Below are 24678 nucleotides of genomic sequence, written 5' to 3'. Positions count from 1 at the left end.
ACCGCAGTCCGTTTATGGATGCATGGGAAATCACGTGCAGTTTGGTTTGGACACGTTCGCCGACGTCCCCGAGGGTATGAGCAACCCCGAAGCGATCCGAGCGGTGGTAGAGGAGGGGGTGCGCGCCGACCAGGTAGGTGTCGACATCTTCGCGATCGGTGAACATCACCGGTCTGAGTTCGTGGGGGAGTCTCCGGAGATGATGCTGGCCGCGATCGCGGCCCGTACCGAGCAGATCACGCTCGCGACCGCGGTGACCGTGCTCAGCACCGACGACCCGGTGCGGGTGTATCAACGCTTTGCCACTCTCGACGGAATCTCGGGCGGCCGCGCCGAGGTGGTGCTGGGCCGGGGATCGTTCACCGATTCCTACCCCTTATTCGGCTACGACCTGGCCGACTACGACGAACTCTTCGAGGAGAAGTTCGATCTGTTGGCCAAGCTGCTGCCCGGGGATCCGGTGACCTGGTCGGGCAAGTTGCGGTCCGGTTTGGACAACGTCGAGGTGTACCCCAAGACGGCCGATGGATTGCGGGCTTGGGTCGGTGTCGGGGGATCCCCGGAGTCGGTGGTCCGCAGTGTGCGGTACCGCATACCGATGATCCTGGCGATCATCGGCGGCAACCCGATGCGGTTCGAGCCCTACGTGGACCTGTACCGCCGCGCGCAGGACCAGCTTGGGGTCACCGAGCCGATGCCGCTGGGTATCCACAGCCCGGGGCACATCGCCGAATCGGACGAGGAGGCGATCGCGCAGTATTGGCCAGGGTTCCGGGAGTTGCGCACCACGATCGGGCGTGAGCGCGGATGGGCGGCACCGCGATACGAGGAGTACCTGGCCGAGGTGAAGTCAGGCTCGTTGTACGTCGGCTCGCCCGACACTGTGGCGGCCAAGATGGCCAAGACAATCCGCGGTCTCGGTGCCGACAGGTTCAGCTTGGTATACCAAGCCGCGCAGCCCGGGTTGGGTATGCAGAACGTCGAGCTGTATGGCACCGAGGTGATTCCGAGGGTGCGCGAGCTGCTCGCCCGCGACGAGTCTGGGGTCGCCTAGGCGAAGTTGTAGGTGGCCAGTGCTTTTGCGACGACTCGTCCGGCGGAGTCGCAGACGGTCACCTCGATGTTCGAGAGCCGCCTGCCGCGGCGGACGACCTGGCCCACTGCGGTCAGGTCGGCCGCGTCGGCGGCGGAAACGTAATTGACGGTCAGCGAAGCCGTTGAACCACCGAACTTCTCGGGCTCCACGTCGTCGGCCCAGGCCGCTGCCATGGCGGCGGTGTCGGCCAGGGTGGCGATTGCGCCGCCGTGCACGGTCTGGCCCATGGTCGCCAGCTCGGACTTGAAGGGCATGGCGAGGACCGCGCGATCATTGCCGATCTCGGTCAGGGTGATTCCCAGGTGCTGACACAGCGGCGAGTTCGGGACGAATTGCGTGATGATTTCGGTCCGAGTGGGCATGCTCACAAGTTATGACATCCGCCTGGACCCTCGACGAAGTTTCCGACCGCCTGCAGATTCAGCAGCTCCTGGTCGACTACGCGACCGCCATCGACACCCGCCAGTTCGACGATTTGGACGAGGTGTTCACCAATGACGCGTACATCGATTACCGCGCGATGGGCGGCATCGATGGGGACTACCCGGATGTGAAGGCGTGGTTGGCGCAGGTGCTACCGGCCTTCCCGATGTACGCGCACATGCTGGGAAACATCTCCATCCGTTTCGATGACGCCGAACGGAGCGCGGCCACCGTGCGCAGCCTGTGCTTCAACCCGATGGTTCCGGCCGGCGACACTGATCAGGTGCTTTTCCTGGGGCTTTGGTACGACGACGCGGTGGTGCGAACCCGGCACGGCTGGCGGCTGACCCGCCGGGTCGAGACGAAATGCTTCAACCGGCTGGTGTAGTCCCTGTGCCGACACGCCGCCTCGTGGCGAACGTGTGCGATACGAACCCGCCGCGCTGCGGCGTGTCGGTGGGATTTGAGCTGGTAGGCCCGGGTCTGGCACAATGACCAACCGTCCGTCGTGCTGGCTATGGCCAGCGGCGGTCAGACCCACGCGAGGCAAAACCGGATCATGCACTTCCGCATGAATCGCCGAATTGCCGCGTGATACCTCAAGGAGAAGTTGTAGTCATGGCTGTCAAGATCAAGCTCACCCGCCTCGGGAAGATCCGCAACCCGCAGTACCGCATCCAGGTCGCCGATGCCCGCACCCGCCGCGAAGGCCGTGCCATCGAGGTGATCGGCCGGTACCACCCGAAGGAAGAGCCCAGCCTGATCGAGATCGATTCCGAGCGCGCGCAGTACTGGCTGTCCGTCGGTGCGCAGCCGACCGATCCGGTGCTGGCCCTGCTGAAGATCACGGGCGACTGGCAGAAGTTCAAGGGCCTGCCCGGCGCCGAGGGCACCCTGAAGGTCAAGGAGCCCAAGCCCAGCAAGCTGGACCTGTTCAACGCCGCGCTGGCCGAGGCTGATGGCGCCCCCACCGGTGAGGCCATCCAGCAGAAAAAGAAGAAGGCCCCCAAGAAGGCCGAGCAGGACGAGGCCGCTGCGCCTGCCGAGGAAGCCGCCGCCGAGGCTCCCGCTGAGTCCGCTGACGCCGCAAGCGAATAGGACCTCAGATGAGTTCTGTCGTGGTCGACGCCGTCGAGCACCTGGTGCGTGGAATCGTCGACAATCCCGATGATGTCCGCGTCGACCTGGTGACGAACCGTCGTGGCCGCACGGTAGAGGTTCACGTCCACCCCGACGATCTCGGAAAGGTGATCGGTCGGGGCGGACGCACCGCCACGGCACTGCGCACCCTCGTCGCGGGTGTCGGCGGCCGCGGTATCCGGGTCGACGTGGTGGACACCGACCGGTAGCTCCATGGAGCTAGTGGTCGGGCGTATCGCCAAGGCGCACGGTGTCACCGGCGAGCTGTCGGTGGAGATCCGTACCGACGATCCTGACGAGCGTTTCGCCGTCGGTTCGGTGTTGACTGGGCGGCTGCCCCGTGGTGGTGGCAGTCGCCAATTCACCGTCGAATCGGTGCGCGAGCACACCGGACGGTTGCTGGTCAGATTTGTCGGGGTATCCGATCGTGACGCGGCAGATGCGTTGCGCGGCACGCTTTTCACGGTGGACACCACAAGTCTTCCGCCCATCGAGGATCCTGACGAGTTCTACGATCACCAGCTCGAAGGGCTCGCGGTGCGGACCCTGGACGGGACTGCCGTCGGTGTTGTTTCCGAGGTCCTGCATACCCCCGGTGGGGAATTGCTCTCGGTACGGGGACCCGAACGCCGGGAAGTCCTGGTGCCCTTCGTATCCGCTATCGTCACATCTATTTCGTTGGCGGACAAAGTGATCGAGATCGATCCGCCCGAAGGGCTGCTGGACCTGTCGTGAGAACTCCGGCATGAAGATAGACGTCATCTCAATATTTCCGGACTATCTGCAGCCTGTGCGGCAGTCCTTGCCCGGTAAGGCCATTGACGCCGGGCTGGTTGATGTCGCGGTGCATGATCTGCGCCGCTGGACGCACGACGTGCATAAGTCGGTCGATGATTCGCCGTATGGCGGCGGACCCGGCATGGTGATGAAGCCGACCGTGTGGGGCGACGCTCTTGACGAGATCTGCTCACCAGAAACCCTTTTGGTGGTGCCTACGCCCGCCGGATATCCGTTCACCCAAGAGACGGCTCGCCAGTGGTCTACCGAAGATCATCTGGTGATCGCGTGCGGGCGGTACGAGGGCATCGATCAGCGCGTCGCCGAGGATGCCGCGACACGGATGCGGGTGCGCGAGGTGTCGATCGGTGATTACGTGCTCAACGGTGGCGAAGTCGCCGCGTTGGTGATGATTGAGGCCGTGCTGCGACTGGTGCCCGGCGTGTTGGGCAACGCGCTTTCCGCACAAGAAGATTCGCATTCAGAGGGGATGGCCAGCCTATTGGAGGGCCCGTCCTACACCAGGCCGCCGAGCTGGCGGGGGATAGACGTACCGCCGGTGCTGCTGTCGGGGGACCACGCAAAAATCGCGGCCTGGCGGGCGCAGCAGTCGCGTCAGCGGACCGCCGAGCGACGTCCCGATCTACTCGGTTTCGATTCGTCCGCCGGGGAACATGGTGGCGACGGCCTGAGTTAGCGTGTTGCGCGCTGTCACGTCATTGGCGGTCTGCAGCGAGGCCACCACCACGATGAAGCGACGGTCGGGCCCCACCACACCTGTCGAGAGATGCATCCACGCAGATCCCACGCAGCACATCCAGCCCTGCTTCACGGCGACAGGCTCGCCGGGAATGCCGTCCGGGATGCCGAATCGCTGCGGGTACCCGTCGATGCCGTTGGGTGTCGAGCGGCTCAGATCGTCGACGATGATGTTTGCCCGCTCGGGCGGTAGCCCACCGGTGCCGGACAGCAGCATGTCGTAGTACTGAACCAAGTCGTTCGCGGTGCTGATTGTGTTCCACCACATCCCGTCGGAGGGCACGGTGGTGGAGGCGAGCCCGTACCGCGCGGCGACCCGGGTAATGATCGAATTGCCGCCCCCGCGTTGCCAAAAGACCTCGGCGGCACTGTCGTCAGAGGACTGCAGCATCCGGTCGAAGGCGGCGCGATCGGTGGGGGTGAGGGTGACCTCGCCCTGCGATTCCCTCATCAGCAGATCGTCGGCGATGAACAGCTTTGCCACCGAGGCGATGGCGACAGTGCTGTTGTTGCCGTTGGATACCACCGCGCCCGAGGCACGGTCCTTGATCACGGCGGTCAGTGTCGCGCCGGCACTCTTGGCCTGGGTGGTTGCCGCGGTAGTGCGCTCGGGCAGCGACGCGAACGAAGTGGGGCTCTCTACCTCGAAGACTGGGGGAGTTTCGGCCGGGGCGCTCACTACTGCCAGCACCGGCGTGGCCGGGTCGCTGCGTACGGATGCCACACAGCCGGAGTTCAGCGCGGTCGCTGCGGTGAGCGTCAAGCCCACAAACAGTTTCTGGCCGCGCATGATGTAGACCCCCTTGCGGTCAAAATCTGGCTTTGTTACCCGTGTGACGGGTGTTCCGGTCACGGTAGCCTACTAGTACTTGCTGGATAACTCCTGTCCAAGGGGTGCTCTGGTGGGCGATTTCACTGGAAGGGCCTCTGTCTGGCACAATTGACTAGCTGTCTGCCGGTGTATCGGCGAAACCAGACAGGATTAAGCAACTAATGATCGGCTGAGGTGCATTTCCGCATGCGACCCGGCCGCGCGACCGCGAGGATGTATCACCGATGAACACGCTGGACTTTGTCGACCAGGCGTCGCTGCGCGAGGACGTGCCTGACTTCCGTCCCGGCGACACCATCAATGTGCACGTCAAGGTTATCGAGGGCTCCAAGGAGCGCATCCAGGTCTTCAAGGGCGTCGTACTGCGCCGCTCCGGTGGTGGCGTGAGCGCGACCTTCACCGTTCGCAAGGAGAGCTACGGCGTGGGCGTCGAGCGCACCTTCCCGGTGCACTCGCCGAACATCGACCACATCGAGATCCTGACCCGTGGTGCCGTCCGTCGCGCCAAGCTGTACTACCTGCGTGAGCTGCGCGGTAAGAAGGCCAAGATCAAGGAGAAGCGCTGACCGAGTCGGGACACTGGCCCCGCTTCGGTAGAGGACGTTCATAGTGTCCTATGACGTCTACTTCGTGCGTCAGCATCCTCCTGAGGACTTCGAAGACGTTCCGGAGAACGAGCATCCGCTGAAGGAATCCCCGGAGTTGCGTTCCCGGCTCGTCGCCGACATGAACGCTCCCGATATTTTCGAGGGTGCGGACGGCAAGTGGGAACTCACCGACTCAGTCACCACGGCGCAGGTCAACTACGCACCTGATGGCGTGGGTATGGGTGTCTCATACGGTGCTGCCACCCCCGGGGAATTCGACACGCGCATCGACCATTTGATGCGATTGGCGAAAATCGTCGAAGAAGAGACCGGGCTGACCGCGTGGGATCCACAGTCGGAGAAGGCTTTCTCCGAGGTGACCCCGGAAGAATCCCGTCAGGCATTCGGACAATTCGAGAGCGTCCGTGGCGATATCGAGAATCGGCACGGGGCCGCGAAGGAGCCCGCGGAAGACTCTGAGGAAGTGACCTCAGAAGAGGACTCCGAAGACGACTCCACGTCCGACGACAGCGGGTCAGGAATGCTGCGCGAGGTCGGCGTTCTCCTGCTGATCGCCTTGGTGCTCTACTGCATCACGCAGAACTTCATTGCCCGGCCGTATCTGATCCCATCGGAGTCGATGGAACCGACACTGCACGGCTGCCGGGGATGCACCGGCGACCGGATCATGGTCGACAAGGTGGTGTTCCGGTTGACCGACCCGCAGCCCGGGGAGGTGGTGGTCTTCAAGGGGCCACCCGAATGGAACGGCAACTATCGGTCGATCCGCTCGTCGAACACCGCGGTCCGGTACGTGCAAAATGCCCTGTCATTCATCGGTGTGGTCCCGCCCGACGAGAACGACCTGGTGAAGCGTGTCATCGCGACCGGCGGACAGACTGTGGAATGCCGCCCGGCCACCGGGCTGACCGTCAACGGCAAGAAGCTCAACGAGCCCTATCTCGATCCGGAGACCATCGGACCGAATATCGACGGGTGCTGGGGTTTCCCATTCGGGCCGATCACGGTGCCCGAGGGCAAGCTCTGGATGATGGGGGATAACCGCACCCACAGCGGAGACTCCCGTGCGCACTGCCAGAGCCGGGATCGCGACGCCGGGCTTGATGTCGATATCGAGCGCAAGATCTACTGCACCGGCGACCCGAACATCGGCACGGTGCCCGTGGCCAATGTCATCGGCAAGGCGCGGTTCATCGCGTGGCCGCCGGGGCGTTGGGGTGCCGTCAAAACGGTGAACCCCCAGACATAGTTCGCGCGGGTATGAGTACCAGCTGGCCGCCACGCACCGTGATTCGCAAGGCATCCGGATTGCGCACCCTCGAATTGACGCTGGACCGAGTGGGTTTGGGGCCAGTCGCGGGCGTCGATGAGGCCGGTCGTGGGGCTTGTGCGGGCCCCTTGGTGATAGCCGCTTGTGTGCTTGGCTCCAATCAACGCAAAAGCCTTGCCGCGCTCAATGACTCGAAGAAGCTCACCGAAAAGATGCGTGAAACACTGTTTCCCCTGATCTGCCGGTACGCGGAGGCCTATCACGTGGTGTCGGTACCGGCCGACGAGGTGGATCGCATCGGGGTACATGTGGCCAACATCGAGGGAATGCGCCGGGCAGTAGCAGGTCTGGGCATCAAGCCGGGGTATGTGCTGACCGACGGATTCCGGGTGCCGGGGTTACCGGTGCCGTCCCTGCCGGTGATCGGGGGCGACGCCTCGGCGGCTTGTATCGCGGCCGCCAGTGTGCTGGCCAAGGTGAGCCGCGACCGGGTCATGGTGGCCATGGATTCTGATCACCCGGGATACGGATTCGCGGTGCACAAGGGATACAGCACAGCCGTCCACACCGAGGCGTTACAGCGTCTGGGACCATCGGTTCAGCATCGACAGTCGTTCGTGAACGTGCGCAATGCAGCGCTGGGAAGTTCACCTGGGGGATAATGGAAGGCCTATGAGCGCCGAAGACCTCGAAAAGTACGAAACCGAGATGGAACTCTCGCTGTATCGCGAGTACAAGGACATCGTCGGGCAGTTCAGCTACGTGGTGGAGACGGAGCGAAGGTTTTACCTGGCCAATAGCGTCGAGGTGATTCCGCGCAACACCGACTCCGAGGTGTATTTCGAGCTGCGGCTCTCTGACGCATGGGTCTGGGACCTGTTCCGGCCGGCGCGCTTCGTCAAACACGTGCGCGTCATCACGTTCAAAGACGTCAATATCGAAGAGGTCGACAAGCCAGAGCTGCGCCTACCGGAGTAGATCTCCGGCAGACGCAGCTCGGTCGCACGCGATTTAGGGGATGCTGACGCAGCCCACGTTGTCGACGCACCCGCCGCCACCGCCAGGTCCGCCGTGACCGCCGCCGACACCCGGAATATGTCCGCCGCCGCCTTCGGGGCCACCGCCTCCGGTGGGGCCGCCGGGAACGCTTCCGCTACCGCCCTCGGGGCCACCGCCTCCGGTCGGGCCGCCGGGAATGGCTCCCGAGCCGCCGTTGGGTCCGCCGGTTCCGGTTGGTCCGGGAGCCGGGGTGCCGGTGCCTTCAGGTGCGCTCGGTGGGGGAGTCGTGGTCGTTGTCGTCGTGGTTGTGGTGGTCGTGCTGGTGCTCGTGGGACCGTTGTCGTTACTGGTGCCACATCCGGCCAAGGCTGCGCCGAGCGCGATGGCACATCCGGCAAAAACCTTGGTGGTCTTGATTTTTCGGGTCTTCATCTGCTGCTCCCAGGCTAGATGTGTGGGGCTTCTTTGATCGTGCTTTTCTCGTTGCCCAGGGTTTTGCAGTAGGCCATGGCGGAATTCTTGGCCGCCGTGGTCTGTAGGCCGCTGGGATCTTGCTTGTTCTCGTCCTTCAGCATCTTGGTGACCGCGTCGTTCTGTGCGTTCTCGTCTTGGGTGAGGAACTCCTTGCATGTCGTGTCACCGCCCTGATTGATCACGTCGGAACATCCCGCCAACGAGACGGCCGCTGCCGCGAAAACAGCCACTGCGAACTTCTTTGAAATGGACGGAATCACTAGGGCCCCTTCTTCTTTTATGGACTGCTTGAGGATGCGGTTGGTCAACGTCTGCCGGTGACCAGACGCACCAGGAACAAGAGAATGCATGCTCCGACCAGTGCGGTGATGAAGGTCAGGACCCAGCCGAAACCGTAAGTACCGACGTCGAGCAGGCTCAGCAGAAACCCGCCCAGCAGCGCGCCCACGATCCCCACCACAATGTTGAGTAGAAGCCCCTGCTGGGCGTCTGTGCCCATGATCTTGCTGGCCACCCAACCGGCGAGCCCGCCGATCACGATCCATGCGATCCAGCCGATGCCGAAGCCTAGGTGCGCTGCCGCGACATTGGCGGCCAGGGGTGAAATCATGTGCGGTTTCCTGATTCTCGTGGTTGTGGGCGCGCTGCGACGGTGTCTGTTTTACTTCTCGGCGTCTTCCCGGGCTTCGTGCACGGCGGCTTCGGCGCGTGCCTTCTCGGCCTCGGCCTCCTTGGTGGCTACCTCACGCTGGGCCTCGGCCTTGTCCTGCTGTGCCTGGCCTTCACGCTCCAGTGACTCGTTATCCGTGAGCTTGCCGAACACTTCCTTGGCCTTGCCCGCGACGCCTTCGACGACGCCCTTAAGGCCGGCTTCGATTCCGCTGTCCCTGTTGTCATCGCTCATGTTTCGCTCCTTTTCAGTGCGTGTGTGCGGTGCAACCGCTCGGTGTCGCCTCGTGATGAGGCGATAATTCCACCGTAGCAAGGGTTGTGTACTACGTAAACTAGTTTGTAAACAAACGGGCGCTGGCCAGGCGTTTAGCCGGCCGGGGTACCGTTTTGTGGACGGCGTAGCCGCCACAGGAACGCCGTCATAGCACGAGCCCAGATATGCACGGTGGGAGTGACGGACGCAGTGGACGAGACGGAAAGCGCAGCGGTTGCCGGTAACCCTGAGGGGCGCCGACCGCGATCGTTGACCCGCGCCGAGATTCTCGACACCGCGATCGCGTTGGTGGACAGCGAGGGATTGGATCAGCTGACCATGCGGCGGCTTGGTTCGGCCTGTGGCGTGGAAGCGATGGCCTTGTACCGGCACGTGCATGGCCGGCAAGACCTGCTCGGCGGAATCGTTGACCACTTGGTGGACAAGCTGTACGACGACCAATTGGCGGCCCGGCGTCAGGAAGACGGCTGGCAGGACTATCTCGTCCGGCTTGCGCACGGAGTACGGGCGATCGCGATCGAACATCCGCATCTGTTCCCGACCTTGGCGACCCGGCCACCGGAAGCTCCGTGGGTGCGGCCTCCGCTGCGCAGCATGAAATGGATGGAGACATTTCTCGACACGTTGATCTCCTACGGTTTTGACGACCGCACCGCGGTGTCCGCCTACCGCGCCTACACCACCTTCCTGCTCGGTCAGCTGTTGCTCGAAGTGTCGGCGCGCGGTGCGTCGTTAAGTCCGGTGGAAGACGAACTGCCGGGGAAGACGCTGCGGAGCCTGTCGAGTTATCCGAACCTGCAGCGGATGCAGAAGCAGCTCAGCGAGGATCACAGCGCGACCGAGTTCGAAGAGGCGCTGGAATCGCTGCTCGATCGGCTGGAGAACGGCGCACCGCGGTAGCGCCGGGAGCCACGGCCCGGCGGCGAACTCTTTTGGATCGTCCAGATTCTGTGTGTCTGGGTGGGAAATGTTGCCCGTGAGTCCTGGTTCGAGTTGCGAACCCGGCGTTCGTGCCGCATTCTCTGCCGATGGGAACTTTGCTGACGAGGGCCATGGCCATGATTGCGCCGGTAATTATGGTAGCCCTGCCGCTGGGCACGCCGCGTGCGGCGGTGTCCGCCACCCCGGTGCATTGCGCGCCGGAGAAGGCGGCCAAGGACGTCTGCACCGCAAATCACGATGCGGAGATCAAGTCGGCTCCCAACGCAAAGGATCTGCCGGCCCCTGCGTCGGGAGCGATAGGCAAGGTTGCACCCGTGGTGCACCCGGTCAAGATGTGGAACTAGCGAGCCGCGCTGTAGTTGTGGACGAATTCATGTTTGTGGATAACCACCGATTGGCGTAGCCCAGCGGTGCGCTGACGTCAGGGTCCCTCGCCATCGTTGGTGCCATGACGCATTCACTGAGCAGATCTCAGATCGGTAGCCGCGGAGAGGAGCTTGCCGCCGACTACCTCAGACAGCATGAGTTCACGATTCTCGATCGCAACTGGCGATGCCGGTACGGAGAGATCGACATTGTCGTGAGTCGTGGCGAGCTGTTGGTGTTCGTTGAGGTCAAGACTCGAACTGGCGAGGGATTCGGGACACCAGCGGAAGCGGTGACCTACACCAAGCTGCGCAGATTGCGGCGGCTCGCGGGAATCTGGCTGGCCGCGCAACGTGGTTCGTGGTCGTCGGTGCGTATTGATGTCATCGAGGTGCGGTTGGGCGGCGCCGCGCCGGAGATCACACACATTCACGGGGTGGGATGAGATGGCGCTAGGCAGGGCGTACTCCGTTGCGGTCAAGGCCGTGACCGGCCAGACCGTCGAGATCGAAGCCGATATCAGTGCCGGACTACCGGGGGTGCACCTGGTGGGACTGCCCGACGCTGCGTTGCAGGAATCCCGGGATCGGGTGCGCGCGGCGATCACCAACTGCGGGTTCACCTGGCCGGCGTCGCGGCTCACCTTGGCTCTATCGCCGGCCACACTGCCGAAGATGGGGTCGGTGTACGACCTCGCGCTTGCGACTGCCGTGTTGTCGGCGAACAAGGCGATCCCGCCAATCCGGCTGGAAAAGACGCTGTTGCTTGGGGAATTGGCGCTTGACGGCCGGGTGCGCCCGATTCGCGGAGTGTTGCCGGCCGTACTCGCGGCCAAGCGGGGCGGGTGGCCGACCGTGGTGGTGCCGCAAGCCAATCTGGCAGAGGCCGGGCTGGTCGAGGGTATCGAGGTCTTGGGAACGCAAACCTTGCGCCAACTGACGGCCTGGTTGTGTACCGAAGGCGAGCTGGATCCGGTGCTGCAGTCAGATTTTCGGCAAGAGACCGATATCCCGGATCTGGCAGATGTGGTGGGCCATGCCGACGCGCGCTTCGCTGTCGAGCTCGCCGCAGCGGGAGCGCATCATCTGATGCTGACGGGGCCGCCGGGTATCGGGAAAACGATGCTGGCTCAACGTCTACCAGGTCTACTGCCGCCGTTGACCGACGCAGAGGCGCTCGAGGTGACGGCCATCCATTCAGTGGCAGGCCTCTTGACGGCCGGGCAGCCATTGATTACCGAACCACCGTTTGTGGCGCCGCACCACACATCGAGTGTCGCCGCGCTTGTCGGTGGTGGCTCCGGAATCGCGAAACCCGGCGCGGTCAGCATGGCTCATCGCGGGGTCCTGTTCCTCGACGAGTGCGCCGAACTGTCCACTCCTGCCCTGGAGGCATTGCGGACACCCTTGGAGGATGGGGAGATTCGGCTGGCGAGGCGCGACGGTGTGGTGGCCTATCCGGCTCGGTTCCAGTTGGTACTCGCCGCGAATCCGTGCCCATGTGCCCCGGCGAATCCACGGGACTGCACGTGTCCTGCTCAACTGCGCCGCCGGTACCTCGGCAAGCTGTCGGGGCCTCTCCTTGATCGGGTGGACCTTCGCGTCAAGATGCACCCCATCAGCCAAGCGGCGCTCAACGATGTGGCCGAGGCTACGGCGCTGGTTCGTGAGCGTGTCACGCTGGCCCGTGACCGGGCGTCGCGACGGTGGTCCGAATACGGATTTCGTGTCAACGCGGACGCGCCGGGGCCGTTGCTGCGCAAGGAGTTCCGTCCATCGCGACCGGTCTTGGAACCGTTACGCAACGCCATGGAGCGCGGACTCATCAGTGTGCGGGCGCTGGATCGATGTCTGCGTGTCGCGTGGACGCTGGCAGACCTCGCGGGCCGTGAGCTACCAAGCGTCGAAGACGTCAAGCTCGCACTGACCTTCCGGGACAAGCGATGAGCGGCAAGCTGGCCGACTGGGCTTACCTGTCACGCGTGAGTGAGGCACCCAATGCGGCACTTGCGGCGATGGTGTCGGTGTTCGGAGTGCAGGAGACCGCCGCGCGGGTCCGGCGATTGGACGTACCTGACCAGGTGCTGACCGGGGTGCGAGCCAGGTATGACATCGACTGCGGCCGAGAGGATCTGGAGATCCTGTCGCGTCTCGGCGGGCGTCTGGTCACGCCCGAGGACGAGGAATGGCCACATTGGCAGTTTCAGGCTTTCGCCTCGGTGGACACTCAACGGCTGCCCAACGGCAGAGTGCCGCTGGCGCTGTGGGTTATTGGCGATCACTCGTTGTCGGAAGTCACGTCGCGGGCCGCGGCGCTCGTGGGCACCCGAGCGTGTAGTGGATACGGCGAACATGTCGCGGCGGAGTTGTCCGCCGGTCTGGTAGCCCGGGATGTGGCAGTTATCTCGGGTGCCGCGTTCGGTATCGATGGGGCCGCTCATCGATCGGCCCTGGCCTGTGACGGGATCACCGTTGCGGTACTGGCGGGTGGGGTGGATGTGCCGTACCCCTCAGGTCACTCCGGCCTGCTGTATCGAATAGCCCGGCACGGGCTGGTGGTTAGTGAGTACCCGCCGGGGGTGCGTCCGGCCCGATATCGGTTTCTGACCCGGAATCGGCTGGTGGCCGCGCTTTCGGGCGCGACCGTCGTGGTGGAAGCCGGTGTGCGTAGCGGAGCAGCCAACACGGCGGCCTGGGCCCGGGCCCTGGGCCGCCCTGTCGGCGCGGTGCCGGGGCCGATCACGTCGGTAGCGTCGGCAGGCACCCACGTTGAGATCGCCGAGCGGGGAGCCCAGCTCGTCACCTGCGCCCAGGACGTGGTCGCACTGGCGGGACGGTTGGGCGAGTTCGCGCCCGAGTCGAACCGCCCGGTCAGCGTGGTCGATGGGCTCGGAGAGGACGAGAAACGTGTCTATGAGTCCCTACCCGGCAGGGGTGGCGCGACGGTGCAAAAGTTGGTTCGCGAGTCGGGATTGAGCACCGAGCGAGTTCGGGGCGCGTTGGCGATTCTGGAGCTTGAGCAGCTGGTGGTCGACGTCGCGGGGGATTGGAAGATAAGACGCGCCAGTCTGGTTCAGGGCGGTGGTGGCTAGTTCCGGTGGTGTACAGGTCAATTCGCACCCCGATACCACGTGGCATCGCGCACGATCGGGCGCTGGGTGCGCGTGTCTTCATCTGGTTGGCCTGGCAATGAGATGAATCCGTTCTGAGTCGGTATCGGTGTGCGGGCGCGATCTGGCGGCCCGGACTTCCAACTTCACACGCGCAGATGATCTCTCGGCTATTGGACGCGGCAAGCTACCTACAGGCGCCTAACTTGTACGAGCGAGGACGATTGCTGGTGGTCGGACGGCATATGTTGCGCCATTGGCAGATCCCAGGCATATTGGAATTGGGTGCTTTCAATGGCTGCGACACCCATCGGGGGAATTGGCGGGTTGCCATCATCGGCAATGACGTCTGTAGTGCGCGAATTCGATTCCGGCGGAGATCATCTCAGGGATTTCGCTGGGTGCTAGATGCTCAACCTAAGGTTGATTAATGTCAACCATGTGTTGAAGATCACACCTATGCCATACCCCGGTAGGGTATTAATTAGATATGACGTCGAGACCAAGGTCTGCCTGGAAGGCACTCGAAGAGGGTAACCAGCGTTTTGTTGGTGGTTTTCCGCAGCATCCGAGCCAGAGCATTGCGCGGCGCGCGGAGTTGGCCAACGGTCAGCACCCCAATGTGTTGTTGTTCGGGTGTTCCGATAGCCGGGTGGCGGCGGAGATCATTTTTGATCAGGGCCTGGGGGATATGTTCATCGTGCGTACTGCCGGTCAGGTGATCGACTCGGCGGTGTTGGGCTCGATTGAGTATGCGGTGGCGGTGTTGGGTGTGCCGTTGATCGCGATCTTGGGCCATGACTCTTGTGGTGCGGTGGGGGCCACGGTGGCGGCGCTGGATACCGGTGAGGTGCCCAGTGGGTATATCCGGGATTTGGTGGTGCGGGTGATGCCGTCGATCTTGGGTGGGCGCAAGGATGGGTTGTCGCGGATCGATGAGTTCGAGGCTCGTCATGTTGAGGAAACCGGCACCAAGTTGTTGCAGCGTTCGCAGGTGGTGGCCGATGCGGTCAAGGCCAACAAGCTGGCCCTTGTGTATCTGACCTACAAACTGGCCGACGGCCGCGTTGTCCTACACGGCCACGTCGGCGATATCGATAACTCATGAGGAGCCGGACATGAACAGAAAAGGCCGGTCCGCGACTTTGGAGAGCGGACTCGAGGCTGGTGTTGAGACCGGCGAGGATGTCGTCGCGGCATCGCGGAACGCTGACGCCGTCATAACGCGTGAGGCGGCAGTGGGCTCGGAGGCCCGACTGTCCTGGCTGTTGTCGGGGTTGGCGGGAATGGTTGGCGCAGTGGCCTTCTTGCACAGCGCGGGCTACTTCGTGACGTTCATGACGGGAAACACCGAGCGTGCCGTGCTGACATGGTTCAAGGTCTCCGACAAGCAGCAGGTGGCAGGTGCGGGTCCCATTGCCGCGATATCGATGATCGGGGCATTCCTGTTCGGGGTCATCGTGGCCTCGTACTGCAGGCGAAAGTTCTGGAAGAACCACCCGCATGGGGCAACGGTTTTGACCACCGTCGGTCTGCTGGCCGCCGCCGCGGTCGACTTCTATCAAGACCGTAGCTTCAACATGAATATCGACGTGCATTTCACGCCGATTCTCCTGTTGGCCTTCTCGATCGGCGCGCTCAATACGTCATTCGTGAAGAAGGGTGAGACGGCTATTCCGCTGAGCTACGTCACGGGAACGGTGGTCAAGCTGGGGCAAGGAATTGAGCGGCATCTGTTCGGCAAGGGTTCGGTGTTCGAATGGCTGGGGTACGCGATGCTCTACCTGTCATTCATGCTGGGGGCGGCGACCGGCGGGCTCATCGCATCGGTTTACAGCGGGTCCAAGGTGATTCTGACTGTCGGAATAATATGTGGCGCAACAACACTGGTCACATTCTTTCATTCGGATCGTAAGACCATTCTTGGTTGAGCGGTGCTGCGAATAGTTCAACCACATGGGAAGAAAGGATGTACGTCATGGAGCCTGGGTTCCAGATCTACGAGCCGCACAAGGCAGAGGCGACAAGCCCCATCGAGCATATGAATGACCTGGTCACGGCGCTGATCATCGCCGCTCTCTTTATCTCGTTGGGAATAGCCAAGTTCGGGCCGCTCTGGCTCATCAACTACTGACACATCCTTGGCCGGGGCCACCGCTTCCGTGGGGCCATCGGGGTGATTCGTCGTGGAGCTGAGGCAGCTTGAGTACTTTCTCGCGGTGGCCGAGCACGCAAACTTCACGCGTGCCGCCGAGGCTCTGCACGTGGCTCAGCCGTGGGTAAGTGCCCAGATACGCCGGCTGGAGCGGGAGCTCGGCAACGAGTTGTTCGATCGATCGAGCCGGGTACTCAGGCTGACCCGGTTCGGGAAGGCGGCACTGCCGCTGGCGGGGGCGGTGCTTCGGGCGGTAGACGAAATACGCTCTGCCGCCGACGCGATGGTGGGCGTACTGGCCGGGAAGCTGACGATTGGTACGGTGGCGCATTCCTTACCCTTGCTCGCCGACGCCCTGGCCGTCTTTCGCAAGGCGCACCCGGCGGTCGCGGTGATGGTGACCGAGGGCCGTTCTGATCGGCTTACCGCGGCAGTCCTGGAACGTCAGCTTGATATGGCAGTAATGGGTTGGGCGACGGTGCCGCCTCCTCAGCTACGTGAACAGGTTCTGGTCAGGGAGAACATCGTGGCGGTAGTCCATGGTGGCGACCCGTTGGCGGGTCGGGAATCGATAGCGCTGGCCGAGTTGCGCAATCGTGCGATCATCAGCCATCCGCAGGGCTGTGAGATACGCACAACGATCGACCAAGCCTGCTTGGCAACGGGATTCACCCCGCGCGTGGTGTTTGAGACAAGCTCGGCCGACATGATGCGACACCTCGTTATCAGGGATCTGGGTGTCGCGGTGACCCCGAAGCTGCCGAATGACCTGCTGGGCCAGCTTCGGCAGATTGACCTCTCTGACCAGGCGATGAGTGGGCGGCTCTCCCTGGTGTGGAGAGGAAAGGGCGCCACACTCGAGGCGATTGCGTTCGCGGCGTGCGTCGATGAACTTTCCCGGCGGGAAGCCGATTTCGTGTAGTGATCGCGGCTGTCGCGGACGGTCAGCCGTACCACTGGAAGGCGACGAACACCGCAAGCACGATAAGCACCACGTTGACCGGCACCAGCTTCCATTCGTTGCGGCGGACATGAACGCCGAACGCTCCCGCTTGCAGCACCGCCAGCCCCGCGGCGGCCAGCGGGCTGAGGACCGGCGCGATCCCGGTGGCATACGGCACGATGACACCGATTCCGCCGAGCACCTCAACGCCGCCGATGGCCTTGACGACGTTGGGGGAGAAATCATTGGCCCACGCCAGGTTGGGGTTCGCTGTGATCTTTTCGTACGGCGTGATCAGCTTGAACACCCCTGCGCCCAGATGCACAACGGCGAGTACGCCGGCACAGATCCATAACCAGGTATCCATCGGGTCAGTATGCCGCGCGGTAACGGCGGAGTTCTGCGAACCCGATAAAGATCATGACCACTGTGTGGACGTCCTTGGGCGCGATTGCCAGCAAGTGGGGGGATGATGGCTGAGGAGGAAGGATGTGACGGATTTCGTGACTGAAGCGGGTGAGCTGGCGCGGCGCCCTCGTGGCAGGCCGCGCAAGGGTGGGGAAGGAGTGTCGGCGGACGCGATTTTCGCGGCTGCGTTACGGGCATTCGCCACCCACGGATATCAGGGCGTGTCGATGCGCACGCTCAATCGAGAGCTGGGCGTTAGTCACAATCTGCTACATCAACGCTTTTCGTCCAAGGAACAGTTGTGGTACGCGGCCGTTGACTGGGGGTTTCAGGCGATCGTCGACAAGGTTCTGGCAGATGACGATGAGAGCCGGAACTCTGCGGAGCGGATCAAACGATTCATCAAGATGTTTGTGATCTTCGCGGCCGAACACCCCGAACTGATCCGGATCATGGACATCGAGGCGGGCCAGGACAGCGAGCGGCTGCGGCACATCTGCCAGGCCTACGTCATCCCCATGCAAGACCGGCTCGGCCCGGTCTATGAGGAAGCTGTCAAGGCAGGGGAGTTGCGCGATGTGCCACTGCAGACCAGCTTTTTTCTGATCACGTCCGGTACCGCAGCCTTGTTCAGTAGCGGGGCCCTGGCTAGGAGCGTGTTCGGCGACGACGTACTCGACCCTGATCAGGTTCATGCGCACGCCGAAGCCGCCGCTGAGCTGATCGTCAGGGGCATGCTGCCCTGAGGTGGCCCCCCGTCGGCGGCGATTTCTCCGTATAGTCAAGGCAATTGACATAGAAGATTCGACGCAGGAGGCGATATGGCACGCCCGCTCCATGAGCTGCAGGTAGTCCGGACCGAACAGGTGACTCCGCACATCACCCGGGTGGTGCTTGGCGGTAATGGATTCGACGGTTTCGAGGCCAACTCAGACACCGACAGCTACGCCAAGCTGATATTCCTGCCCGAGGGCCACGAAGGGCCGGGTCCGCGCGATGTCGATCAGGCGCGTGACATGCAAGCCACGGTGCGCACGTACACCATTCGTTCCGTTGATACCGGCCGCCGCGAGATCGCCATCGACTTCGTGGTGCACGGAGACACCGGCGTCGCGGGACCCTGGGCCGCGCGGGCGAAAGCCGGAGACAAGTTGTATGTGACGGACTCTCATGGCGCGTACTCACCCGATCCCGCGGCCGATTGGCATCTACTTGCCGGCGATGAGTCGGCTGTCCCGGCGATCAGTGTCGCGCTGCAAGCACTTCCGGAAGGTGCTCGCGCCAAGGTGTTCATCGAGGTGGCCGGTCCCCAGGACGAGATCGCCTTCGACACCCGCGGCGATGTCGAGATCGTCTGGGTTCACCGCGGCGCCGGTGCCGACGAGGTCGACGAGAGCCTGGCGGGGGACAACGCCCCGTTGGTGGCGGCGGTGCGCTCGGCAGAGTGGTTGCCCGGACAGGTGCAGGTATTCATCCACGGCGAGGCCCAGACCGTCATGCACAACCTGCGGCCATACATCCGCAAGGAACGTGCGGTCGCACCGAAATGGGCCGCCTCGATCTCGGGCTATTGGCGTCGTGGTCGAACCGAGGAAACATTCCGCGTGTGGAAACAGGAGCTGGCGGCTTCCGAAGCTACCGTGAAGGAGTGACGCCGCAGCTGACCGCGATGCTCGACGAGTTCGCTGAGTATCTTGCGCTGGAGCGCGGGCGGTCAGTACACACCCAGCGTGCCTATCGCGGCGACCTCACGCTCTTGTTCGATCATCTGTCGGCATCCAATCCCGATGCGACCCTGGCCGACCTGTCTCTTCCGGTCCTACGGTCTTGGCTGGGGGCTCAGGCCCGGCAGGGCGCGGCCCGGTCCACCGTCGCGCGGCGCACCTCGGCGGTGAAGATCTTCACCGCCTGGGCGACCCGCCGCGGTCTGATGCAGACAGATCCCGCGATTCGTTTACAGCAGCCTAAATCTCGCCGGACTCTGCCCGCCGTGCTGCGACAAGACCAAGCCGTCGCGGCGATGGAAGCGGCCCATTCTGGTGCCGAACAAGACGATCCGATGGCATTGCGGGATCGACTGATCGTGGAGATGCTCTATGCCACCGGGATTCGCGTCAGCGAGCTGTGCGGGCTGGACATCGATGATATCGACCGGTCGCGAAAAGTCTTGCGCGTCTTGGGTAAAGGTGACAAGGAGCGCACCGTGCCGTTCGGGGGGCCAGCAGCAGATGCGCTGACCGCGTGGCTGGACCGCGGGCGCCCTCATCTTGCTGCGCCGGAGTCTGGAGCCGCACTGCTGCTCGGCGCCCGGGGCCGGCGCATCGATCCGCGCCAGGTCCGCACGGTGGTGCACCAAACCATGTCGGCTGTTCCCGGCGCCCCCGATATCGGCCCACATGGGTTACGGCACAGCGCCGCAACCCATCTCCTGGAGGGTGGCGCGGACCTGCGCGTCGTTCAGGAACTACTGGGGCACTCCACACTCGCCACCACCCAGCTCTACACCCACGTCACCGTGGCGCGGCTGCGAGCCGTGCACGATCAGGCGCATCCGCGGGCGTGACGGTTATTTGTTCGGCTTGTTCTTCCGTGTGATTGCTCGGCCGATGCGGCCGGCCCAGTGGCGTGGCCGAACTGGGTGCGCATCGGCCACCAAGTTTGTCTTCTCTTGCCGCGACTGCTTGCGCATCGCGCGGATCACCTCGCGCTGGTAGTAGCTCATCGAGTTGTTGCCGCCCGTGGCCCACAGCGCCACTGCTAGTAGCAGCAGAAGCAGCGCGGTCACTCCGGCTACCGTGGGCACGGCGTGTGCCATGTGCCGATGCGAATCCGCAGCGAGCCGAGGTTCAGCTCGTACGTGTTGCTTTCGAGATGTCCTGTGCCGAAGTGCATCTCCAGCGCGGTCCGAGGCTTGTCGGTTGCGGATATCCCGCACCAGCTCGCCCATGTCATCGGGCCGCTCCGACCAGCCGGCCACGATCGGGCGCGTCCTCGGGCGCCACCCCGTGGGCAGTGGCGTCCCGGCTGGCGGCTCTGTCGTGCACCACCAGCGGCCACCAGAACCAGCGGCCCAACAGGGTAGCGATTGCCGGGACGACAAACGATCGCACAATCAGTGTGTCCATGAGTAGGCCCATACCGACGGCGGTACCGAGCTGGGCGATGTTCCGCGCGGGAGCGACGATCATCGCGAACATCGTGAACCCGAACACCAGGCCTGCGGTCGTCACCACGCCACCGGTATTGGCCATGGAACGGATGATGCCCGTCTTGATACCGGCATGCAGTTCCTCTCGGAACCTGGCCACCAGCAGCATGTTGTAGTCGGCCCCGACAGCGACCAAGAACACGAAAGACAGTGGTGCCACCGACCAGTGCAGTGGTATGCCGATGAGGTCTTGCCAGACGAATACCGTCACGCCCAGCGCCGAGACATAGGACAGTGCGACGGTCCCGATCACCACGATCGCGGCGACCAGGCTGCGCAGGAGAATCAATATCACGCAGAACACGAACGCGAACGCGGCCACAGCGCTGGTGATGAAGTCCTCGCGCGTGAACGCCTCGATGTTCAGCAGCGTGCCGCCCGGTCCGCCGATGCTGACCGTGCTACCCGCCAACGACGTGCCCTTGATGGCCTGTAGTGCGGTCGGGATGATCTTGGAACTCAGCTCCATCGCTTCCTGGCTGAATCCCTCCTGTTCTGGGGTGACGACCATCCGCGTGACCTTGCCGTCACTCGAGAAGAAGTACGGCATAGCGCTTTTGAACAGTGGGTTCTCAAATGCCTGGGTGGGTATGAAGAATGAGTTGTTCGGGTCACCGTCGGTGAAGCTCTTGCTCAGATCGTCGGTGAATTGCGTGATATCGGAGACCTGTGGCAACAGCACCTGCAGGGTGCTCTGCAGCGGTGCGACAACCGCGTTGACCTGGCTGATGAAATCCTTCAGGGCCGGCAGCTGCGCACCCAGCGCCGGCAAGGTCTGAGCCAGCGTTCCGGTTCCGTTCACCAGATTGCCGACGAGCCCGTCGAAACGGTGCAGGTCGTCGAAGAGCGAGAAGCCGGTGAGTGCGGCCTGGCAGTAGTCGTTGTCGTGGCAGTTCGGGATGCCGCCGATGAAGTCCTCGGCAGGCTTGACGGTTCCGCGCAGTGAGTCAACCTTCTGCACGACGGCCGCCAGGCTTGTGCGCAATTCGGCTGCACCCGAATGGATCCGGGTTGCTCCTACGGTTCCGGTCTGCAGCGCCTGCTCAAGGCCCCGCACCGTCAGTGACAATTGGCCCACCCGGCCACTGAGGGCGGTGAGGTCCTCGATGCGCTGTTTGAGCAGGTTTGTCATCTGGGTCAGTCGGCCACCGACATAGCCGGCCTGTGCGGGCAGTGTTCCCAGTTCCAGCGGGGCGGCCAATGGCCGGGTTATGCCTTGCACATTGCTGACGCCAGGAATGTTCAATATCGCGCTACTCATTTTCGCGAGGGCGATCAGGTCGCCCGAGTTGCGCATATCGTGATCCGACTCCACGATGAACACGCTGGGGGACATGATGTTTGGTGGCAGGTGCCGATCCGATGCGGCGAAGCCCACGTTGGCGGGGGAGTCGCTGGGCTGGGCCTGTCGCTCGTTGTAACTGGGCTGGAACCCGGGCACTGCCAGAAAGGCGATCGCCAGCACGGCCAGGCTGCCGGCCAGCACCGGCCCCGGCCAGCGCACCACATAGGTGGCGATGCGGCGCCAGCGGCGCTGCGATTTCTCTTCGCGCGGTTCGAAGAATCCGAATCGGCTGCCGGCCGCCAGCGCCGCCGGCGCCAGAGTCAGTGCCGCGGCAAGGGTGACCACGACCGCGACGGTGCAGGGCAGCCCGGAGGTACTGAAGATCGCCAGTCGCGTGAAGACCATGCAGGCCGTCGCTCCGGCGACCGTGAGACCCGAGGCGATGATGATGTGCTGCACCCCGGCAAGCGCCGTGTAGTACGCGGTGACAGGGTCTTCACCGGCTCGGCGCGCCTCCTGGTATCTGCCCAAAAGGAATATGCCGTAGTCGATTCCGGCTCCCAGCACGATCACCGCCAGCAGGGCCGACGCGAAGATCGAGACTCCGATGATTTGGTGCTCGCCGAGGAAGGCCACGATCGGGCGCCCGACACCAAGACCTGCTCCTGCCACCAGTAGCGGCAAGGCGATGGTGATCGGTGAGCGATACACCACCAGCAAGATGACGCCCACCAGCCCCGCGCACGCGACCAGCAGGATCAGGATCGAGTCGTTGATGGAAACCAGTTCGTCGTTCACCACGGCGGACGGACCAGTTAGATGCGCCGTGATTCCTTGGGGCGGTGGGTACTGGGCGATGAGTTCACGGATCTGCGCGGTGGACTCCATAGCCAGGGCGGTCCCCATGTTGCCCTTGAGATTGATCAGGACGTAGGCGGCCTTGCCGTCGGCGCTCTCGTTGGCGGGTGCGAATTGCGGGTCGGACCACAGGTCCATGGACGAATTGACGTGCTTCTTGTCCTGGTTGATCCGGTCGAGGATTGACGAATAGTACTGGTGCGCTTCGGCTCCGAGAGGCGAATCACCTTCGAGGAGCAGGTAGACGAAGTTGTTGGTCCCGGCGCCACCGAAGTAGTCGCCCATCTTCGAGATGGCTTGAACAGAGGCGGCGTCGTCAGGAAGGAACGAACGGGCATGTTGCTTGATCACTGTTTCTAGCTGCGGTACAGCGAGATTGAGTAGGCCAGCCGCGCCGAGCCACAGCACGAGAATGGGTATGGAGAATCGGTAGAGGAGCCGGGCCAGCAGTGGCCGCCCAGGCGTGGCCGCCACATCGGCAGGTTTTGCCCACAATTTGTCCAGCACTCGGACGCGCAGGTTATTCATGAGGCTCACGCGACGGTTACCTGGCAAGAGACGGCTGACGCATTGGCCGCGCTTTGATCGCGTGTCTGCCCGTTGATCGTGATGCGGCAGGACATTTGTCCTGAATTGGACTGGGCGACAAGGCCCACGGGAACCACGAGTTGCTTGGCGTGCAGGGTGGTCTGCCAGGGCAGGGTGCCCGAAACTTCGCGTACCGCACCGTCGACGTCCAGATATGACGCCTTGACGGTGCTTCCCGCCGGCCCGTCGAGCCGATACTCGACGACCTTGTCGCGCGGCTTGCCGGTTATGGGCGGCTTGGCCGAATGGCCGATCGCTGGGTCGGGGATGTCACTCAAGCGCAGATGGGCGATGTACGCCCCCGCGATACAGAGTGTCGCTATCGACACCAGATACACCCACGCGCCACGCATTCGGAGCTCCTCGTTGATCCGTTGGTGAGCGTTGACGTTAACTGCCCGATCGTTAATTTAACAGTCGGTCAAATCAACGTCACACCGATCGGTCTACTGTGGCGCGCGCCACAGTAATACGACATGTCCGGACCCGGCGAACTGGTAGAAGGGATTCATGACACGGGCAGGCACCAAGGGCATGCCCCGCGCGGAGCGGGAGCAGCAGATCCTCGATGCCGCATGCCAGGAGTTTGGGCGCAGCGGATACGCGGGCATGTCCCTGGCGGATGTGGCGGCTGCCGTCGGTGTATCCAAGCCCATGGTGCTGGCGTATTTCGGCTCTAAGGAGCAGCTTTACATCGCCTGCGTGGAGCGCGCGGGACGGATGGTTGGGGACCACATCGAGACGGCGATGGCCGCCGCACCGCCCACGCTGGCATTGCCACGTGCGGTGCTGCAGGCCATCTTTCAGGCGCTGGCGCCCCGGCCCTCGGATTGGCTGGTGATCTGGGATCAGACCTTGCCGGAAGGTGGCGAGGCGCTGGCCGCGGCGCGGGTCGCCAGAACCCGGCTCGCGGCGCTGGCAGGTCAGGGTGTGGCCGCGGTGGGAAGCGCGGCAACCCAGCTGCGCGATCCGCAGGACATCGGCGTGCTCACTCAGGGCTGGATGGGGATGGTCGGCGCCATGATCACCTGGTGGATCCGGCATCCCGAGCAGAGCGCGGAGCAGATGGCCGAGCGGGCCAGCCGCCTCATCACGATCATCGCCAGTGCGGGTGTGTCCGAGGCGGAGTCGCCGGAGGGTGCCCTCGCGCCGCGCCCGGGCAGTCCCGTACGTGGGTCAGGGTCGGGGCAGCCGCTCAACGCGGCATTCGATCTGTTCGGCCGGCGTTGGGCCATCTTGATCGTATGGGAACTGCGTTCGGGCGCAAAGACTTTGCCGGAGTTGAAGGCTGAGATGGACGATGCCTCCAGCGGTGTGCTCACCACGCGCTTGAAGGAACTCACTGCCGCGCACATCGTGCGCAATCAGGACGGGCAGTACTCGTTGACGACGGTGGGCAAGGGGCTACTGGTCGCGCTGGCGCCGCTGCACCTTTGGGCGAAAGCCTGGTCGGCATCGGTCCGGTGACTACAGTGCGAAGCATGCGCGCCGG

General features: G+C 63.5%; 33 protein-coding genes. 23 read left to right on the top strand and 10 right to left on the bottom strand.

All coding sequences use genetic code 11. From position 1 onward, the window contains the following. The first annotated feature begins 34 nt into the window (after nucleotides 1–34). Complete coding sequence (locus ABG82_RS17115) at nucleotides 35–1054, top strand: LLM class flavin-dependent oxidoreductase (protein WP_043079099.1); 1020 nt, start codon at nucleotides 35–37, stop codon at nucleotides 1052–1054. On the opposite strand, the gene ABG82_RS17110 is transcribed toward ABG82_RS17115, so the two are convergent. Further along, nucleotides 1051–1458: a PaaI family thioesterase gene (locus ABG82_RS17110; RefSeq protein ID WP_043079037.1), complete on the bottom strand. Its 408-nt coding sequence runs from the start codon at nucleotides 1456–1458 to the stop codon at nucleotides 1051–1053. The two genes, ABG82_RS17115 and ABG82_RS17110, sit on opposite strands and share 4 nt — an antisense overlap. 11 nt (nucleotides 1459–1469) lie before the next feature. Between ABG82_RS17110 and ABG82_RS17105 the strand changes: the two genes are divergently transcribed. The 5 genes from ABG82_RS17105 to trmD all read left to right on the top strand — a co-directional run bounded on the left by ABG82_RS17105 (nucleotide 1470) and on the right by trmD (nucleotide 4133). Next, entirely contained in the window at nucleotides 1470–1907 is a 438-nt protein-coding gene (locus ABG82_RS17105; RefSeq protein ID WP_043079036.1) for a nuclear transport factor 2 family protein, read from the top strand. Nucleotides 1908–2137: 230 nt separating this feature from the next. Further along, nucleotides 2138–2617: a 30S ribosomal protein S16 gene (gene rpsP / locus ABG82_RS17100; RefSeq protein WP_043079035.1), complete on the top strand. Its 480-nt coding sequence runs from the start codon at nucleotides 2138–2140 to the stop codon at nucleotides 2615–2617. A gap of 8 nt (nucleotides 2618–2625) precedes the next feature. Then, complete coding sequence (locus ABG82_RS17095; RefSeq protein ID WP_005081564.1) at nucleotides 2626–2868, top strand: RNA-binding protein; 243 nt, start codon at nucleotides 2626–2628, stop codon at nucleotides 2866–2868. A 4-nt stretch (nucleotides 2869–2872) separates the two neighbouring features. Beyond that, a complete protein-coding gene (gene rimM / locus ABG82_RS17090; protein WP_043079034.1) occupies nucleotides 2873–3394 on the top strand; it encodes a ribosome maturation factor RimM in 522 nt (173 codons plus the stop codon). A gap of 10 nt (nucleotides 3395–3404) precedes the next feature. Further along, on the top strand, nucleotides 3405–4133 hold the full coding sequence (gene trmD / locus ABG82_RS17085) for a tRNA (guanosine(37)-N1)-methyltransferase TrmD (RefSeq protein ID WP_043079033.1): 729 nt from the start codon (nucleotides 3405–3407) through the stop codon (nucleotides 4131–4133). Here trmD and ABG82_RS17080 read toward each other — a convergent pair. Further along, nucleotides 4080–4985, bottom strand: coding sequence for a serine hydrolase (locus tag ABG82_RS17080; protein ID WP_043079032.1), 906 nt, complete (start codon nucleotides 4983–4985; stop codon nucleotides 4080–4082). The genes trmD and ABG82_RS17080 overlap by 54 nt on opposite strands. Before the next feature lie 266 nt (nucleotides 4986–5251). Between ABG82_RS17080 and rplS the strand changes: the two genes are divergently transcribed. From rplS to ABG82_RS17060, 4 genes are all read left to right on the top strand, one after another. Beyond that, a complete protein-coding gene (rplS, locus tag ABG82_RS17075) occupies nucleotides 5252–5593 on the top strand; it encodes a 50S ribosomal protein L19 (RefSeq protein WP_005056983.1) in 342 nt (113 codons plus the stop codon). A gap of 319 nt (nucleotides 5594–5912) precedes the next feature. Further along, nucleotides 5913–6884 (top strand): signal peptidase I, encoded by a 972-nt coding sequence (gene lepB, locus ABG82_RS29255; protein WP_407661885.1) that lies wholly within the window; start codon nucleotides 5913–5915, stop codon nucleotides 6882–6884. 11 nt (nucleotides 6885–6895) lie between these two features. Beyond that, nucleotides 6896–7567, top strand: coding sequence for a ribonuclease HII (locus ABG82_RS17065; RefSeq protein ID WP_043079030.1), 672 nt, complete (start codon nucleotides 6896–6898; stop codon nucleotides 7565–7567). A 10-nt stretch (nucleotides 7568–7577) separates the two neighbouring features. Then, nucleotides 7578–7883: a DUF2469 domain-containing protein gene (locus tag ABG82_RS17060; RefSeq protein ID WP_005056986.1), complete on the top strand. Its 306-nt coding sequence runs from the start codon at nucleotides 7578–7580 to the stop codon at nucleotides 7881–7883. Between the two features lie 33 nt (nucleotides 7884–7916). Here ABG82_RS17060 and ABG82_RS17055 read toward each other — a convergent pair whose 3' ends face one another. The 4 genes from ABG82_RS17055 to mbp1 are packed head-to-tail and all read right to left on the bottom strand — an operon-like array spanning nucleotide 7917 to nucleotide 9282. Next, nucleotides 7917–8336: a hypothetical protein gene (locus ABG82_RS17055; RefSeq protein WP_043079029.1), complete on the bottom strand. Its 420-nt coding sequence runs from the start codon at nucleotides 8334–8336 to the stop codon at nucleotides 7917–7919. Nucleotides 8337–8350: 14 nt separating this feature from the next. Beyond that, a complete protein-coding gene (locus ABG82_RS17050; protein ID WP_043079028.1) occupies nucleotides 8351–8638 on the bottom strand; it encodes a hypothetical protein in 288 nt (95 codons plus the stop codon). Between the two features lie 44 nt (nucleotides 8639–8682). Beyond that, a complete protein-coding gene (locus tag ABG82_RS17045; RefSeq protein WP_043079027.1) occupies nucleotides 8683–8988 on the bottom strand; it encodes a GlsB/YeaQ/YmgE family stress response membrane protein in 306 nt (101 codons plus the stop codon). Nucleotides 8989–9039: 51 nt separating this feature from the next. Next, entirely contained in the window at nucleotides 9040–9282 is a 243-nt protein-coding gene (gene mbp1, locus ABG82_RS17040; RefSeq protein WP_043079026.1) for a microaggregate-binding protein 1, read from the bottom strand. A 231-nt stretch (nucleotides 9283–9513) separates the two neighbouring features. Between mbp1 and ABG82_RS17035 the strand changes: the two genes are divergently transcribed. The 9 genes from ABG82_RS17035 (at nucleotide 9514) to ABG82_RS16995 (ending at nucleotide 16818) form a co-directional block, all read left to right on the top strand. Then, the gene (locus ABG82_RS17035) at nucleotides 9514–10224 is read left to right on the top strand and encodes a TetR/AcrR family transcriptional regulator (protein ID WP_043079025.1); all 711 of its coding nucleotides are present in this window, start codon (nucleotides 9514–9516) and stop codon (nucleotides 10222–10224) included. A gap of 128 nt (nucleotides 10225–10352) precedes the next feature. Next, a complete protein-coding gene (locus ABG82_RS17030; RefSeq protein WP_234708060.1) occupies nucleotides 10353–10610 on the top strand; it encodes a hypothetical protein in 258 nt (85 codons plus the stop codon). 104 nt (nucleotides 10611–10714) lie between these two features. Beyond that, a complete protein-coding gene (locus ABG82_RS17025; RefSeq protein WP_043079024.1) occupies nucleotides 10715–11077 on the top strand; it encodes a YraN family protein in 363 nt (120 codons plus the stop codon). A 1-nt stretch (nucleotide 11078) separates the two neighbouring features. Then, nucleotides 11079–12578 carry a YifB family Mg chelatase-like AAA ATPase gene (locus tag ABG82_RS17020; RefSeq protein WP_043079023.1) on the top strand — a complete coding sequence of 500 codons (1500 nt, stop codon included), beginning with the start codon at nucleotides 11079–11081 and terminating at the stop codon, nucleotides 12576–12578. Beyond that, a complete protein-coding gene (gene dprA / locus ABG82_RS17015) occupies nucleotides 12575–13723 on the top strand; it encodes a DNA-processing protein DprA (RefSeq protein WP_043079022.1) in 1149 nt (382 codons plus the stop codon). Before ABG82_RS17020 ends, dprA begins: the two co-directional genes overlap by 4 nt. A gap of 508 nt (nucleotides 13724–14231) precedes the next feature. Beyond that, nucleotides 14232–14849, top strand: a complete 618-nt coding sequence (locus ABG82_RS17010) for a carbonic anhydrase (RefSeq protein WP_062826692.1) — start codon at nucleotides 14232–14234, stop codon at nucleotides 14847–14849. 10 nt (nucleotides 14850–14859) lie between these two features. Beyond that, nucleotides 14860–15672, top strand: coding sequence for a YoaK family protein (locus ABG82_RS17005; protein ID WP_043080355.1), 813 nt, complete (start codon nucleotides 14860–14862; stop codon nucleotides 15670–15672). Between the two features lie 47 nt (nucleotides 15673–15719). Next, nucleotides 15720–15875 carry a hypothetical protein gene (locus tag ABG82_RS28610; RefSeq protein WP_052511141.1) on the top strand — a complete coding sequence of 52 codons (156 nt, stop codon included), beginning with the start codon at nucleotides 15720–15722 and terminating at the stop codon, nucleotides 15873–15875. Nucleotides 15876–15927: 52 nt separating this feature from the next. Further along, nucleotides 15928–16818: a LysR family transcriptional regulator gene (locus ABG82_RS16995; protein WP_043080356.1), complete on the top strand. Its 891-nt coding sequence runs from the start codon at nucleotides 15928–15930 to the stop codon at nucleotides 16816–16818. A 22-nt stretch (nucleotides 16819–16840) separates the two neighbouring features. Here the strand turns inward: ABG82_RS16995 and ABG82_RS16990 are convergent, their stop codons facing one another. Further along, nucleotides 16841–17206 carry a DoxX family protein gene (locus tag ABG82_RS16990; RefSeq protein WP_043080357.1) on the bottom strand — a complete coding sequence of 122 codons (366 nt, stop codon included), beginning with the start codon at nucleotides 17204–17206 and terminating at the stop codon, nucleotides 16841–16843. Nucleotides 17207–17405: 199 nt separating this feature from the next. Here ABG82_RS16990 and ABG82_RS16985 point away from each other — a divergent pair, with 199 nt between their 5' ends. The 3 genes from ABG82_RS16985 to ABG82_RS16975 all read left to right on the top strand — a co-directional run bounded on the left by ABG82_RS16985 (nucleotide 17406) and on the right by ABG82_RS16975 (nucleotide 19810). Next, a complete protein-coding gene (locus ABG82_RS16985) occupies nucleotides 17406–17993 on the top strand; it encodes a TetR/AcrR family transcriptional regulator (protein ID WP_043080381.1) in 588 nt (195 codons plus the stop codon). 75 nt (nucleotides 17994–18068) lie between these two features. Next, nucleotides 18069–18899, top strand: a complete 831-nt coding sequence (locus ABG82_RS16980) for a siderophore-interacting protein (RefSeq protein ID WP_043080358.1) — start codon at nucleotides 18069–18071, stop codon at nucleotides 18897–18899. Next, nucleotides 18896–19810 (top strand): tyrosine recombinase XerC, encoded by a 915-nt coding sequence (locus ABG82_RS16975; protein WP_078343274.1) that lies wholly within the window; start codon nucleotides 18896–18898, stop codon nucleotides 19808–19810. Before ABG82_RS16980 ends, ABG82_RS16975 begins: the two co-directional genes overlap by 4 nt. Nucleotides 19811–19813: 3 nt before the next feature. Here the strand turns inward: ABG82_RS16975 and ABG82_RS16970 are convergent, their stop codons facing one another. From ABG82_RS16970 to ABG82_RS16960, 3 genes are all read right to left on the bottom strand, one after another. Further along, complete coding sequence (locus tag ABG82_RS16970) at nucleotides 19814–20050, bottom strand: hypothetical protein (RefSeq protein ID WP_043080383.1); 237 nt, start codon at nucleotides 20048–20050, stop codon at nucleotides 19814–19816. 145 nt (nucleotides 20051–20195) lie between these two features. Beyond that, a complete protein-coding gene (locus ABG82_RS16965; protein WP_043080359.1) occupies nucleotides 20196–23135 on the bottom strand; it encodes an MMPL/RND family transporter in 2940 nt (979 codons plus the stop codon). Beyond that, complete coding sequence (locus ABG82_RS16960; RefSeq protein ID WP_043080360.1) at nucleotides 23132–23539, bottom strand: MmpS family transport accessory protein; 408 nt, start codon at nucleotides 23537–23539, stop codon at nucleotides 23132–23134. Before ABG82_RS16960 ends, ABG82_RS16965 begins: the two co-directional genes overlap by 4 nt. 157 nt (nucleotides 23540–23696) lie before the next feature. On the opposite strand from ABG82_RS16960, the gene ABG82_RS16955 reads away from it, so the two are divergent. After that, a complete protein-coding gene (locus tag ABG82_RS16955; protein WP_043080361.1) occupies nucleotides 23697–24653 on the top strand; it encodes a TetR family transcriptional regulator in 957 nt (318 codons plus the stop codon). Nucleotides 24654–24678: the final 25 nt, after the last annotated feature.

This window comes from Mycobacteroides immunogenum (assembly GCF_001605725.1).
Lineage (GTDB): Bacteria > Actinomycetota > Actinomycetes > Mycobacteriales > Mycobacteriaceae > Mycobacterium > Mycobacterium immunogenum.
The sequence above is the reverse complement of the archived record's forward strand: the minus strand, read 5'-3'. Positions and strand labels throughout refer to the sequence as shown.